Origin of the sequence: Amycolatopsis sp. NPDC006125 (genome assembly GCF_040614195.1) — a bacterium.
Classification (GTDB): Bacteria; Actinomycetota; Actinomycetes; order Mycobacteriales; family Pseudonocardiaceae; genus Amycolatopsis_E; species Amycolatopsis_E tucumanensis.
Window position 1 is genome coordinate 14,032 of sequence record NZ_JBEXTZ010000067.1, and the last position, 13,229, is coordinate 27,260.

The 13,229-nt window shown below is 73.4% G+C and carries 11 protein-coding genes; 5 read left to right on the forward strand and 6 right to left on the reverse strand.

All coding sequences use genetic code 11. The annotated features are described in order from the left end of the window. Nucleotides 1-372: 372 nt before the first annotated feature. From ABZ193_RS28820 to ABZ193_RS28830, 3 genes are all read right to left on the reverse strand, one after another. Entirely contained in the window at nucleotides 373-2,754 is a 2,382-nt protein-coding gene (locus ABZ193_RS28820; RefSeq protein ID WP_027936702.1) for a glycosyl hydrolase family 65 protein, read from the reverse strand. Next, nucleotides 2,751-3,482, reverse strand: a complete 732-nt coding sequence (locus ABZ193_RS28825) for a beta-phosphoglucomutase family hydrolase (protein WP_354712196.1) — start codon at nucleotides 3,480-3,482, stop codon at nucleotides 2,751-2,753. Before ABZ193_RS28825 ends, ABZ193_RS28820 begins: the two co-directional genes overlap by 4 nt. A gap of 72 nt (nucleotides 3,483-3,554) precedes the next feature. Beyond that, entirely contained in the window at nucleotides 3,555-3,905 is a 351-nt protein-coding gene (locus ABZ193_RS28830) for a metalloregulator ArsR/SmtB family transcription factor (protein ID WP_039792198.1), read from the reverse strand. Between the two features lie 49 nt (nucleotides 3,906-3,954). Here ABZ193_RS28830 and ABZ193_RS28835 point away from each other — a divergent pair, with 49 nt between their 5' ends. Next, a complete protein-coding gene (locus tag ABZ193_RS28835; RefSeq protein WP_354712197.1) occupies nucleotides 3,955-5,370 on the forward strand; it encodes an amidase in 1,416 nt (471 codons plus the stop codon). Further along, nucleotides 5,367-6,191, forward strand: a complete 825-nt coding sequence (locus tag ABZ193_RS28840; protein ID WP_354712198.1) for a hypothetical protein — start codon at nucleotides 5,367-5,369, stop codon at nucleotides 6,189-6,191. The genes ABZ193_RS28835 and ABZ193_RS28840 overlap by 4 nt, the downstream gene beginning before the upstream one ends. A gap of 456 nt (nucleotides 6,192-6,647) precedes the next feature. On the opposite strand, the gene ABZ193_RS28845 is transcribed toward ABZ193_RS28840, so the two are convergent. From ABZ193_RS28845 to ABZ193_RS28855, 3 genes are all read right to left on the reverse strand, one after another. After that, on the reverse strand, nucleotides 6,648-6,941 hold the full coding sequence (locus ABZ193_RS28845; protein ID WP_020423466.1) for a DUF6480 family protein: 294 nt from the start codon (nucleotides 6,939-6,941) through the stop codon (nucleotides 6,648-6,650). After that, nucleotides 6,938-9,466, reverse strand: coding sequence for an ATP-dependent Clp protease ATP-binding subunit (locus ABZ193_RS28850; RefSeq protein ID WP_354712199.1), 2,529 nt, complete (start codon nucleotides 9,464-9,466; stop codon nucleotides 6,938-6,940). Before ABZ193_RS28850 ends, ABZ193_RS28845 begins: the two co-directional genes overlap by 4 nt. Nucleotides 9,467-9,581: 115 nt before the next feature. Further along, nucleotides 9,582-10,376: a SigB/SigF/SigG family RNA polymerase sigma factor gene (locus ABZ193_RS28855; RefSeq protein ID WP_020423468.1), complete on the reverse strand. Its 795-nt coding sequence runs from the start codon at nucleotides 10,374-10,376 to the stop codon at nucleotides 9,582-9,584. Between the two features lie 139 nt (nucleotides 10,377-10,515). Between ABZ193_RS28855 and ABZ193_RS28860 the strand changes: the two genes are divergently transcribed. The 3 genes from ABZ193_RS28860 to ABZ193_RS28870 all read left to right on the forward strand — a co-directional run bounded on the left by ABZ193_RS28860 (nucleotide 10,516) and on the right by ABZ193_RS28870 (nucleotide 13,212). After that, complete coding sequence (locus ABZ193_RS28860; protein WP_020423469.1) at nucleotides 10,516-10,920, forward strand: DUF4383 domain-containing protein; 405 nt, start codon at nucleotides 10,516-10,518, stop codon at nucleotides 10,918-10,920. A gap of 235 nt (nucleotides 10,921-11,155) precedes the next feature. Beyond that, on the forward strand, nucleotides 11,156-11,980 hold the full coding sequence (locus tag ABZ193_RS28865; protein ID WP_354712200.1) for a glycosyltransferase: 825 nt from the start codon (nucleotides 11,156-11,158) through the stop codon (nucleotides 11,978-11,980). Continuing rightward, complete coding sequence (locus ABZ193_RS28870; protein WP_354712201.1) at nucleotides 11,977-13,212, forward strand: glycosyltransferase; 1,236 nt, start codon at nucleotides 11,977-11,979, stop codon at nucleotides 13,210-13,212. Before ABZ193_RS28865 ends, ABZ193_RS28870 begins: the two co-directional genes overlap by 4 nt. Nucleotides 13,213-13,229 lie beyond the last annotated feature (17 nt).

Here is a 13,229-nt window from a genome sequence, read left to right on the forward strand (position 1 = left end):
GTGTGGCTGGGCCTGAATCTCAGCAGGAAGCGGCCCTATCCCAGCTCACCCTGCGGGAAGCGGCGGTGTTCGCCGCGGGGCGCCCCGGCGGCGCGCCCCGGAGACAGTCCAGCGCTCTGGTCCGCTGAGCGGGATGCGGCGATGGTCCGGCCCTATCCCGGCTCACCCTGCGGGAAGCGGCGGTGTTCGCCGCGGGGCGCTCCGGCCGGCGGCCCGCCGCCCTGGAGACGGTCCAGCCGCTCTGGTCCGCTCAGCGGGGTGCGGCGATGGTCCGGCCCTATCCTGGCTCACCCTGCGGGAAGCGGCGGTGTTCGCCGCGGGGCGCCCCGGTCGGCGGCCCGCCCCGGAGACGGTCCAGCCGCTCTGGTCCGCTCAGCGGGATGCGGCGATGTTGCGCCGCACCTGGGCCGGGTCCCTGCGGGCCGGCTCGCGGCCCGCGGGCTGGTGCGGCGCCGGGCCGGGGTCGATCGGCGGGATCGGCTTCGTCGTGGCGGCCTCGGTGACCGACATCGGCTCCCCGTGGTGCCGGATCTCCACCGGCTTCCCGGACAGCAGCCGGTACGTCGCGTCGTCGCGGTGGATTTCCACCAGGAAGCGGCTCTCCCGGAAGCACATGCGGAACTGGATCCGCTCCAGCGCGGGCGGCAGCCGCGGCGCGAAGCTCAGCTTGCCGTCGTGGTCGCGCATCCCGCCGAAGCCCGCGACCACCCCCATCCACGCCCCGGCCAGCGACGCCATGTGCAGCCCGTTGCGCACGTTGTTGTGCACGTCGTGCAGGTCGGTCAGCGCCGCCTCGCCCAGGTAGTCGTAGGCCAGGTCCAGGTGCCCCACCTCGGCCGCGATCACCGACTGCGTGCCCGCCGACAGCGACGAGTCCCGCACCGTCCTGGCCTCGTAGTAGGCGAAGTTGCGCTGCTTCTGCTCCGGCGTGAACGCGTCGCCCCGCAGGTGCAGCGCCAGCACCAGGTCGGCCTGCTTCACCACCTGCTTGCGGTACAGGTCGAAGTACGGGTAGTTCAGCAGCAGCGGGTAGTTCTCCAGCGGCGTGCCGGCGAAGTCCCAGTCCAGGTGCTCGGTGAAGCCCTCCGACTGCGGGTGCACACCGAGTTCTTCGTTGTAGGGCACATACATCTGCTCGGCCGCCCGCCGCCAGCCCGCCACCTCGGCTTCGTCCACACCGAACAGTGACGCGACCTCCGGCACCCGCTCGCAGGACGCCGCCGCCTCGCGGAAGTTCCGCTGCGCCATCAGGTTCGTGTACACGTTGTTGTCCGCGACCGCCGAGTACTCGTCCGGCCCGGTCACCCCGTCGATGCGGAACCGGCCGTGCCGGTCGAAGTGCCCGAGCGACATCCACAGCCGCGCGGTCTCCAGCAGCAGCTCGGTGCCGCACTGGCGCTCGAACTCCGCGTCGCCGGTGGCCCAGTAGTAGCGGGCGACCGCGTCGGCGATGTCGGCGCTGACGTGGAACGCCGCGGTGCCCGCGGGCCAGTACGCCGAGCACTCCGCGCCGTTGATCGACCGCCACGGGAACGCCGCGCCGCGCAGGCCGAGCTGCCGCGCCCGCTCCCGCGCCTTGGGCAGCGTGGAATGCCGCCACCGCAACGCATCCCGCGCCGCCTCCGGCACGCTGTAGGTCAGCACCGGCAGCACGAACGACTCGGTGTCCCAGAACGCGTGGCCGTCGTAGCCCGGCCCGGTCAGCCCCTTGCCGGGGATCGCGCGGCTTTCCCCGCGGGCCCCGGCCTGCAGGATGTGGAACAACGCGAACCGGGTCGCCTGCTGCAGCTCCGGGTCGCCGTCGATCTCGACGTCGGCGGTCTCCCAGAAGTCGTCGAGGAACGCGCGCTGCTCGGCCAGCAGCCCGTCCCAGCCGGTCTGCAGCGCCCCGGCGAGCGCGGCGTCGACCTGCGCGCGCAACGCCGGCACCGAACGCTGCGCCGACCACCCGTAGCCGACGAACTTGGTCAGCCGCAGCACCTTGCCCTGCGGCACGTCCACCGCGATGCTCAGCCGCGCCAGGTCCTCCTCGGCGAGGATGTCGGTGCGCAACCCGTCCGGCGATTCGATCTGGTGGTCCATCGCCGCCGCCACACGCAAGCCGGACCGCCGCGTCTGGTGCACCAGCACCGCGCGGTAGTGGTCGGCGAGGAAGAACTCCGACTCCAGCGGCGACTGCAGCGCCGCGGCCACCCGCGGGTCCCTGGTGTCCGACTCGATCGGCTCGTTCGCCAGCAGGTCGGACTGCAGCACCAGCTGCATCTTCCCGTCCAGCGGCTCGACCTCGTACCGGATCGCCACCACCGCGCGCTGAGTGAACGACACCAGCCGCTGCGTGCGCACCCGCACGTGCCGCCCGGTCGGCGACGACCACTCGGTAGTGCGGGTCAGCGTGCCCGTCCGGAAGTCCAGCACCCGCTCGTGGGAAGTCGCTGTGCCGTAACGCATGTCGAACGGCTCGTCCTCCACCAGCAGGCGGATGATCTTGCCGTCGGTCACGTTCACGACCGTCTGCCCGGCCTCCGGGTAGCCGTACCCCGCCTCGGCGTAGGGCAGCTCGTGCTCCTCGTAGAAGCCGTTCAGGTAGGTGCCGGGCAGGCCGCGCGGCTCGCCCTCTTCGAGGGTGCCGCGCAGGCCAATGTGCCCGTTCGACAACGCGAAGGTCGATTCCGTGCGCTGCAACTGGTCGACCGCGAGGCCGCGCCACCGCAGTTCCCACGGCGCGCACTCGTAGCCGCGAGTCACGAGGCTCATGCGTCCCCCAGCAGTTCCGCGAGATCGTCCACCACCACGTCGGCGCCGTGCTCCCGCAGCGCCTCCGCCTGGTCCGCCCGGTTCACCCCGACGACGAACCCGAAGTGCCCGGCCCGGCCGGCTTCCACCCCGGCCAGTGCGTCCTCGAACACCGCCGCCCGCGCGGGTTCCACGCCCAGCGCCTTCGCCCCGGCCAGGAAGGAGTCCGGCGCCGGTTTGCCGCGCAGCCCGTCCCGGGTGATGACCAGCCCGTCGATGCGGGCCTGCACGAACGGGGTGAACTCCGCCGCGTCCAGCACCGCCTGCGCGTTCGCCGACGACGTCACCACCGCGATCGCCATCCCGGCGTCCCGCGCGGCCTCCAGGTACCGGCGCGACCCCGGGTACGGGTTCGGCCCGCGCTCGGCGATGATCCGCAGCACGAGGTCGTTCTTGCGGTTCCCCAGCCCGTGCACGGTGTGCTCGGTGACCGCGTCGTCCGGGCCGCCCTCGGGCAGCTCGATCCCGCGCGCGGTGAGGAACGTGCGCACCCCGTCCAGCCGCGGCCGCCCGTCCACGTAGCGGGCGTAGTCCGCGTCGGTGAACGGGTGGAAACCGCTTCCGTGCCGTTCGCGCAGGAACTGGTCGAACGTCTGCTTCCAGGCTTCCCGGTGCAGCGCGGCGGTGCCGGTCAGGACACCGTCCAGGTCGAACAGGCACGCGGTGATGCCGTCGGGCAACCCGATCATGCCTGCACGGTACCTGCGAACCGGCGGGCTCGCCGCGCGCCACCGCCGTATAACGACCTATACCGCGCGGCTCTAGTGTTGCCGGTGCGGCCGGACGTGGTGGATGAGCTCGTGGACGGTGGCGTCCGCCAGCCGGTACCGGACGATCCGCCCGGTGCGCTGCGCGGTGACCAGACCGTGCGCGCGCAGCAGCCGCAACGCCTGGGACACTGCGGTGTCCGTCATGCCCGCTGCCACCGCCAGGTCGGACACGCAGATCTCGCGCGCGTAGTGGATGCACACGAGCAACGTCAGGCGCGAGGGGTCGGCCAGCACCGAGAACCGCTCGGCCCACTCGCGCACCACGTCGCGGTCGCCGAGGCCGTCCAGCGCCGCCTCGACGGCCGGACCGTCGATCACCCGGCGTGCCGCCTCACCTGCCACCCCGGAATCGTCTCATCCGCGCGCGCCCGGGGACTGGCAGGATCGCACCGTGACCGACATCTCCTTCCGCACCGCACGGGAACTGCGCGCCGCGCTCGGGGCGCGCGAGCTGTCCGCCCGCGAGGTCGTGCAGGCGCACCTGGACCAGATCGAGCGCGTGAACCCGGACGTCAACGCCGTCGTCACGCTCGTCGCCGAGCGGGCGCTGGCCGAGGCGGCCGAAGCCGACGAACGCGCCGCCCGCGGCGCGGAACTGCCGCCCCTGCACGGGATCCCGGTCGCGCACAAGGACACCCACGAGACTGCGGGCATCCGCACCACCTTCGGCTCGCCCCTGCACGCCGACCACGTGCCCGAACGGGACGAGCTGGTGGTCGAGCGCATGCGGGCCGCCGGGGTGATCAGCATCGGCAAGACCAACGTGCCGGAGTTCGCCGCCGGCTCGCACACCTTCAACCCGGTCTTCGGCGCCACCCGCAACCCCTACGACCTGTCCCGGTCGGCGGGCGGGAGCAGTGGGGGCGCGGCGGCGGCGCTGGCCACCGGGATGCACCCGCTGGCCGACGGCAGCGACCTCGGCGGGTCGCTGCGCAACCCGGCGTCGTTCTGCAACGTGGTCGGCTTCCGGCCGTCGATCGGGCGGGTGCCGTCGTGGCCGGCGCCGCTGGGCTGGTCGGGGCTGGCGACGGCCGGTCCGATGGCCCGCACGGTCGCCGACGCGGCCCTGCTGCTGTCGGTGCTCGCCGGCCCGGACCCCCGGTCGCCGATCGCGCTGGACGAGCCGGGGGAGATTTTCGCCCGTCCGCTGGACCGTGACGTGCGGGGCCTGCGGATCGCGTGGTCGCCCGACCTGGGCGGCAGCGTGCCGGTGGAACCGGAGGTGGCCGACGTCGTCGAGGCGTCGGCGAAGGTGTTCGGCGACCTGGGGTGCGTGGTGGAGCGCGACTGCCCGGACTTCGCCGGCGCGGACGAGGCGTTCCGGATCCTGCGGGCGTGGCAGTTCGCGGTGAAGTACGGGCCGCTGCTGGAAACCGAGCGGGACCGGATCAAGGACACCATCGTGTGGAACACCGAGGAGGGGCTGCGGCTGTCGGCGACCGACGTCGGCCGCGCCGAAGTCCTGCGCACCGAGCTGTTCCACCGCTTCCGCGAGTTCTTCACGCGCTACGACTTCCTGCTGCTGCCGGTCAGCCAGGTGCCGCCGTTCGACGCGGAGCTGGAGTACCCGGTGCGGGTCGCGGGCATGGACATGGAGACCTACCTCGACTGGATGCGCTCGGCCTACTTCGTGACGGTCAGCGGCTCGCCCGCGTTGTCGGTGCCCGCCGGGTTCACGCCCGGCGGCCTGCCGGTCGGGCTGCAGATCGTGGGCCCGCACCGCGCCGACTTCGCCGTGCTGCAGCTGGGGCACGCGTTCGAGCAGGCCACCGGGGTGGCGCGGCGGCGACCGGCGGTGGCGCGGTGAGGGCGCGGGAGCTGTGGGTCGTGCTGGAGACGCTGCACGACGTCACCTACTTCGCGCCGCAGGCCAAGGCGGCGCACGAGGCGGCCGGGCTGCGTGGGTTCTGGCGCGGCTACGTCGCGACGCGGGCGGCGCCGCTGGGGGCGGCCGGGCTCGGCGTGGTGACCGCCGTGTTCTACGGCTTCGCGCCGTCGTTCCTGGCGCGGTCGGTGCCGTCGATCTGGGAGGTGGTGTCCCCGGCGGAGGCGCTGGCCGCCCGGAGCGCGGGCGCGGTGGCGGCGTTGCGGGACCACGTGCGCGAGGTGCCGGGTCCGGTGCTGCCGGTGCTGCGGCGGATCGTGGCGGCGGCCGGCTGGGCGGGCCGGCCGCTGGGGGCCGCGAACGCCGCGCTGCCGTGGCCGGACGACCCGCTCGCGGCGCTGTGGCAGGCGGCGACGACGTTGCGCGAGCACCGCGGCGACGGGCACGTGGCGGTGCTGGCCGCGGAGGGCGTCGACGGCCTGGAAGCACACGCCCTGCGCGACGCGGCGGACGGCAGCCGGAGCGTCGTGGCGCCCAACCGCGGCTGGACGGACGAGGAGTGGACGGCGGCCCGGGACCGGCTGGCCGCCCGCGGCCTGATCGACGGGCGCGGGCTGACCGACCGGGGCGCCCGCCTGCGGGACCACATCGAGCGGCGCACGGACGAGCTGGCGGCGATGCCGTACTCGGCAGTGGGCGAGGACGAGCTGGCCGCGCTGGACGGCTGGCTGCGGCCGATCGCACGCGCGCTGGTGCCGGTCCCGGTGCCGCACCCGAACCCGGTGGGTGCGCCGGCGCCCTGACGAGCCGGATCGTGGGGAGGGGGCCGGTGGGCGCGCACGGCGGCTCTGTTGCAACGTCGCGCGGCGAGCCGGTGGGGCGCCGGTGCTCGGACCGGTTGGGTCGTGGGCAGGGGCTGGTGGGGGTGCGGTGCCCCCATCAGCGGGCCGGATCGTGGGGAGGGGGCCGGTGGGCGCGCACGGCGGCTCTGTTGCAACGTCGCGCGGCGAGCCGGTGGGGCGCCGGTGCTCGGACCAGTGGGTCGTGGGCAGGGGGCCGGTGGGCGCGCGGTGCCCCCACCAGTGGGCCGGGCCGTGGGCAGGGGTCACTTGGGCGGCGCGCCTGCCCGGCCACGCCGCTGGCACCCCGACCGGCGCGCCGAACCTCGGGCAGGGGCCAATCGGGCCGCTGCGCGCCACCGCCCGGCCGTTGGGCCCTGCACCCGCCCGGGTGGCTTCCGCAGCCGAGCCGCGACCGCCTCAGAACTGCAGCCAGCCCACCGCCGACGACACCAGCAGCGCCGCGATCAGGATCGCCAGCACCACGGAGATCACGATGGTCACCACGGGCAGCGCCCGCGGCGGTTTCTGCTGGTGGTGCGAAAGTCCGGAGGTCTGGCCGGAGTCCGGGGGCGTGTCGCCGGGGGCGACGCCTCCGCCGGGTTCCAGTCCGGGCGTCCGGGCGGGATCCGGGTCGGGCGGGGTGTCGCCCGGCACGACGCCGCCGCGTTCGGTTCCCGGGGTGCGGTCGGAGCGCGGATCGGGACTGCTCATCGGTCTTCCCTTCCCACCGACGCTGACACGTCGAACGACAGGCCCTTGTCACCGGCGCCCACGCGCACCCGCGCGCCGGGGGTCAGCTCGCCGCGCAGCATCATCCGCGACAGCGGGTTGTCGACCTCGCGCTGGATCGTGCGCCGCATCGGGCGCGCGCCGAACTCGGGCTGGTACCCGGCCCGCGCCAGCCACCGCACAGCGTCCGGCGTGAACTCCAGCGTGATGTCCTGCGCGTGCGCGCGCCGTTTCGTCTGCTCCAGCATCAGCTCGGTGATCTGCTCCAGCTGCGCGGCCTCGAGCTTGCGGAACACGATGATCTCGTCGATCCGGTTGAGGAACTCCGGCCGGAACTGCTCCCGCAGCCGCCGCATCAGCCGCTCCCGCAGCGGCCGCTCCGAGTCGCCCCGGTCGGCGGCGAACCCGAGCGCCCCCTGCGTGCTGCTGGAGATGATCTCCGACCCGATGTTGCTGGTCATGATCAGCACCGTGTTGGTGAAGTTCACCGTGCGCCCGCGACCGTCGGTCAGCCGCCCGTCGTCGAGGACCTGCAGCAGCACGTTGAAGATCTCCGGGTGCGCCTTCTCGATCTCGTCGAAGAGCACCACCGAGTAGGGCCGCCGCCGCACCGCCTCGGTCAGCTGGCCGGCCTCCTCGTACCCGACGTAGCCCGGGGGAGCGCCGATCAGCCTGCTGACCGTGTGCCGCTCGCCGTACTCGGACATGTCCAGCCGGATCATCCGCTCCTCGTCGCCGAACAGCGCCGCCGCCAGCGCCCGCGCCAGCTCGGTCTTGCCGACGCCGGTGGGGCCGAGGAACAGGAAGCTGCCGTAGGGCCGGTCCGGCGGCGCGAACCCGGCACGCGAGCGGCGCACGGCCTCGGCGACCGCGTCGACCGCCTCCTCCTGCCCGATGACCCGCTCGTGCAGGTGCTCCTCCAGCCGCAGCAGCCGGTCGCGCTCGTCCTCGGTCAGCTGGTTCACCGGCACCCCGGTCAGCCGCGAGATCACCTCGGCGATGTCCTGCGGCGTCACCTCCTGCACGCCGCTGGGCCGCCCGTCGCTGTCGGCGGTGCGCAGCTGCTCGCGCAGGCCGGCGATCTCGTCGCGCAGGGCCGAGGCGCGCTCGAAGTTCTCCTCGGCCACCGCCTGGTCCTTGTCCCGGGACAGCTCCTCCAGCCGGGCCTGCAGCTCGCGCACGTCGTTGGGGCGGCGGCCGGAGCGCAGCCGCACGCGCGCGCCTGCCTGGTCGATCAGGTCGATCGCCTTGTCCGGCAGGAACCGGTCGGTCAGGTAGCGGTCGGACAGGTCCGCGGCCGCCGCCAGCGCTTCGTCAGTGAAGCGGACCTGGTGGTGCGCCTCGTACCGGTCGCGCAGGCCGTGCAGGATGGCGACGGTGTCGGGCACCGACGGCTCGGGCACCAGGATCGGCTGGAACCGCCGCTCCAGCGCCGGGTCGTTCTCGATGTGCTGCCGGTACTCGTCGAGCGTGGTCGCGCCGACGATGTGCAGCTCACCGCGGGCCAGTGCCGGCTTGAGCATGTTGCCCGCGCCCATCGACCCCTCCGACGCGCCCGCGCCGACCACGGTGTGCAGCTCGTCGATGAACACGATCAACTGGTCGCGGTGGCGGCGGATCTCGTCGAGGAGGTTCGTCATGCGCTCCTCGAAGTCGCCGCGGTAGCGGGTGCCCGCGACCATCGCGGTCAGGTCGAGCCGCACCACCCGGCGGCGGGCGAGCAGGTCGGGCACGTCGCCGTCGCAGATGCGCTGCGCCAGGCCCTCCACGATCGCCGTCTTGCCCACGCCCGGTTCGCCGATCAGGACCGGGTTGTTCTTGGTGCGCCGGGACAGCACCTCGACGGTCTGCTCGATCTCCTCGTCGCGCCCGACGACCGGGTCGATGTTGCCCTCGGCCGCCTCGGCGGTGAGGTCCCGGCCGTACTGGTCCAGCGTCGGCGTGTCGGTGCGTGGCTGCGGCCGCTGCTCGGGACGGCCGCGCGGCATCGGCTGCCCCTGCGGCGGGCCCTGGAACGCCTCCGGCGTGACCCCGGCGCGGGCAAGGATGCGGCCGGCCGCGGAGTCCGGGTTCGCGACGAGCGCGAGCAGCAGGTGCTGCGGCCCGATGTAGCTGGAGCCGAGGGTGCGGGCGATGCCGTGCGCGTCCAGCAGCGCGCGCTTCGCGCCCGGCGCGAGCATGGCCGGGGTGGTGCGCTCGCCGGTGCCACTGCCGTGCCGGTCGATCTCCCGCGCGATCTCCTCGGGCTTCGCGCCCGCGCTCTCCAGCAGCTGCCGCGTCGGCGACGCCTGCGTGGCCGCCCACAGCAGCTGTTCGGTGTCGACGTCGGCCCGGCCCTGGTCGGCAGCCTTCTCGGCGGCGTGCGCGACGAGTTCCCGCGCCTGGTCGGACATCAGCCGCGTGATGTCGACCGCGTTCGGCCGCCTGCTGGGCACGGCGTTGCCGAAGAACTGCGCCAGGAACTGGTCGAACGGACTGCCGGGCCCGCCTGCGAAAAAGCCGGTCATTCGGGGCACGCTCCTCAGCCGTCGGGTGCGGGCCCGGCGCTCCACTTCGGACGGAGCGGGCCCGGGCCGTCCATCGCCGTCGGCTACCCGTGCCCGGGCGGCGCGAAACGACGCGTCAGGGCTCTTCGGTGAGCTTCTCCCGCAGGTGCTGCAGGGTCTGCGCGAGCAGCCGCGACACGTGCATCTGGGAGATGCCGACGCGCTTGGCGATCTGCGTCTGCGTCATGTTGCCGAAGAAGCGCAGCATCAGGATGGTGCGCTCGCGCGGGGCCAGGTCACGCAGCAGCGGTTGCAGCGCCTCGTGGTTCTCGACCGTCTCGATGCCGTAGTCCTCTTCGCCGAGGGTGTCGGCCAGCGACGCGGCCTCGTCGTCCTCGCCGGCCGGTTTGTCGACCGACACCGCGTAGTAGGCGTTGCCCGCCTGCAGGCCCTCGCTCACCTCGTCCGGCGTGAGGTCCAGCTCGCGCGCGATCTCCGTCGGCGTCGGCGCGCGGCCGAGGCGCTGGCCCAGCTCGCTGCTGGCCTGCCCGATCTGCAGGTGGAGTTCCTTGAGCCGCCGCGGCACCCGCACCGACCAGCTGGCGTCGCGGAAGTGCCGCCGGACCTCGCCCATGATGGTCGGCACGGCGAAGGACAGGAAGTCGGTGCCGCGTTCCGGCTCGAACCGGTCGACGGCGTTGATCAGCCCGACGCGCGCGACCTGCAACAGGTCCTCGTACGCCTCGCCGCGCCCGCTGAACCGGCGCGCGATGTGCTCGGCCACCGACAGGTACTGGGTGACCAGCGCGGTCCGGAGTTGTTCCCGGCGCGGATCGTCCGGCGCGGCGGCCGCCAGATCGGCGAAAGTGGGGGTGTGGTCCTCCGAGGAATCGTTGTCCTCGACGGTGCCCGCGAGGCGCGTCTCAGCCAACGTTCCGCTTCCCCCCGCTGTCTCGTGCCGACCTGGTCATGGCCCGGACTACCCCGTCCCGCCGTTCGCCACACCTGGTTGCGGGGGCCCGGTCCGGGGAACCCCGCGCCGAGAGGAACTGATGCGAGGAGGTCCATCGATGGTTGAGCAGACGACGGAACGCGCGCCGCTGGCCCAGGGTTTCGCACTGGTGGTGGGCGTGGTGTTCCTCGCGCTGGGGATCGCGGGCTTCGCCACCGCGGGGGAAATCCTGGGATTTCACACCGGCACTGTGCTCAACGTCGTGCGCACCGCGCTGGGACTGCTCGGCTTGATCGCCGCGCGCCGAGCACGCACCGCACGGGTGTTCGGCCTGGTGGCCTTCTTCCCCCTGCTGGGCATCACGATCTGGGGTTTGCTGTCCGCGGGCACCGACAACCCCGACGACGTGCGTCGGGTGTTCGACCCGCACTGGGCCGACAACGCGTTGCACGGGGTGGTCGCGGTGCTGGGACTGGTGATCTTCCTGCTGCCCGCACGGACGAGGACCACCGAACGCGTGTGACGATCACGGAGAGTAGCAGTGCTGCGTAGCGTGTTTAGTTCCTCTGCCAGGGTGAAAGAACTCCTCCATGAGACGGGCAGAGGACGATCCGCTGCGAATACTGCTGTGGCACGTACACGGGTCATGGACCAGTTCCTTCGTACGCGGACGGCACGAGTACCTCCTTCCGCTGCTACCGGAGGGCGGTCCCTGGGGACGGGGCCGCTGTGACCGAGCGTGGCCGTCCGCGCGGGAGGTGAGTCCGGCCGAGCTGCGGAACGCCGACATCGACGTGGTCGTCCTCCAGCGCCCGGACGAGATCGAGCTGACCGAGCGATGGACGGGGCGGCGGCCCGGCCGGGACGTCCCCGCGGTGTTCGTCGAGCACAACACCCCGACCGGCGACGTGCCGCGCACGCGGCACCCGCTGGCCGATCAGGACGAGATCCCGCTGGTGCACGTCACCCACTTCAACAACCTGATCTGGGACTCCGGCCGGGCGCCTGCCACGGTCATCGAGCACGGGGTGGTCGACCCGGGCGAGCTGTACACCGGCGAGGAGGCCTCGATCGGCCTCGTCATGAACGAGCCGGTGCGCCGCGGCCGCGCGGTCGGCACCGACCTGCTGCCCGCCTTCGCCGAGGTCGCCCCGCTGGACGTCTGGGGCATCGGCGTGGAGAAGCTCGACGACCACTTCGGCCTGGGGGAGCGCCTGCGCACGCGGGGCGACCTCGGGCAGGACGCCCTGCACGCGGGGCTGGCGCGGTGCCGGTTGTACCTGCACACCCCGCGCTGGACGTCGCTGGGCCTGTCGCTGATCGAGGCGATGCACCTGGGGATGCCGGTGGTGGCGGTGGCCGGCACCGAGGCGTCCCGCGCGGTGCCGCCGGAGGCGGGTTTCGTCTCGGCGGATGTGAACGAACTGGTGCGCGCGGCCGCCGAGCTGATGGCGGATCCGGAACTGGCGCACCGGATGGGCAAGCAAGCGCGCGAGCACGCGCTGGCCAGCTACGGCCTGGACGCCTTCCTGCGCAACTGGGACGTCCAGCTCGGCCGGGTGACGAGTGGAGGTAGCGCATGAAGATCTCGATGGTGTCGGAGCACGCCAACCCCCTGGCCGTTCTGGGCGAGGTGGACGCGGGCGGGCAGAACCTGCACGTGGCGGAACTGTCCGCCGCGCTGTGCCGACAGGGCCACGACGTCACCGTCTACACCCGGCGCGACGACCGGGCGCAGCCGGAGGAGGTCCGGGCGCCAGCGGGCTACCGGGTGGTGCACGTGCCGGCGGGCCCGGCGGAGTACCTGCCCAAGGACGACCTGTTGCCGCACATGACCGAGTTCGGCCGCTACCTGGCCAAGGCGTGGCAGCGGGACACCCCGGACGTGGTGCACGCGCACTTCTGGATGTCCGGCCTGGCGTCGCTGCTCGCCACGCGCGGCACCGACGTGCCGGTGGTCCAGACCTTCCACGCGCTGGGCGTGGTGAAGAAGCGCTACCAGGGCAAGGCGGACACCAGCCCGCCGGAGCGGGTGCAGCTGGAGCGGCTGATCGGCAAGAACGCCGCGCGCGTCGCCGCCACCTGCTCGGACGAGGTGTTCGAGCTGGCCCGGATGGGGCTGCCGCGCTCGCGCATGTCGGTCGCGCCGTGCGGGGTCGACCTCGAGCGGTTCACCCCGGACGGGCCGGTCGCGCCGCGCGGGAACCTGCACCGGATCGTCAGCGTCGGGCGGCTGGTGCCGCGCAAGGGGTTCGCGACGGCGATCGCCGCGCTGCCCGCCGTGCCCGGCGCCGAACTGGTCATCGCGGGCGGCCCCGAGCAGGGGCGGCTCGCCGACGATCCGGAGGCCAAGCGCCTGGTGGAGCTGGCCGAGCGGCTCGGCGTGGCCGACCGCGTGCGGCTGCTGGGCCAGGTGACGCGGGGCGAGATGCCGTCGCTGCTGCGCTCGGCGGACCTGGTCGTGTGCACGCCGTGGTACGAGCCGTTCGGCATCGTGCCGCTGGAGGCCATGGCCTGCGGTGTCCCGGTGGTCGCGGCGGCGGTCGGCGGCCTGATCGACACCGTGGTGGACGGCGTGACCGGGGAACTGGTGCCGCCCAAGCGCCCGGAAGCGCTGGCCGCGACGCTGCGCCGCCTGCTCGGCGACCCCGCGCAGCGCGAGGCGTACGGGATCGCGGGCTGCGACCGCGCCCGGTCGCGGTACTCGTGGGACCGCATCGCGATCGACGTCCTGCGGGTCTACGAGAAGGCGCTGGGGGACAAGGCTCCCGCCGGTGCGGTCGTGCCCGCCGACGCCGCGGCGAGCCCGGTCTGACGAGGACGAACGGGAAG

Bases quoted from the DNA above. Each gene is read 5' to 3' on its own strand.
- ABZ193_RS28845 (WP_020423466.1), bottom strand. From the start codon at position 6,941: ATGAGCAGTCCCGATCCGCGCTCCGACCGCACCCCGGGAACCGAACGC.
- ABZ193_RS28820 (WP_027936702.1), bottom strand. From the start codon at position 2,754: ATGAGCCTCGTGACTCGCGGCTACGAGTGCGCGCCGTGGGAACTGCGG.
- ABZ193_RS28860 (WP_020423469.1), top strand. From the start codon at position 10,516: ATGGTTGAGCAGACGACGGAACGCGCGCCGCTGGCCCAGGGTTTCGCA.
- ABZ193_RS28850 (WP_354712199.1), bottom strand. From the start codon at position 9,466: ATGACCGGCTTTTTCGCAGGCGGGCCCGGCAGTCCGTTCGACCAGTTC.
- ABZ193_RS28825 (WP_354712196.1), bottom strand. From the start codon at position 3,482: ATGATCGGGTTGCCCGACGGCATCACCGCGTGCCTGTTCGACCTGGAC.
- ABZ193_RS28870 (WP_354712201.1), top strand. From the start codon at position 11,977: ATGAAGATCTCGATGGTGTCGGAGCACGCCAACCCCCTGGCCGTTCTG.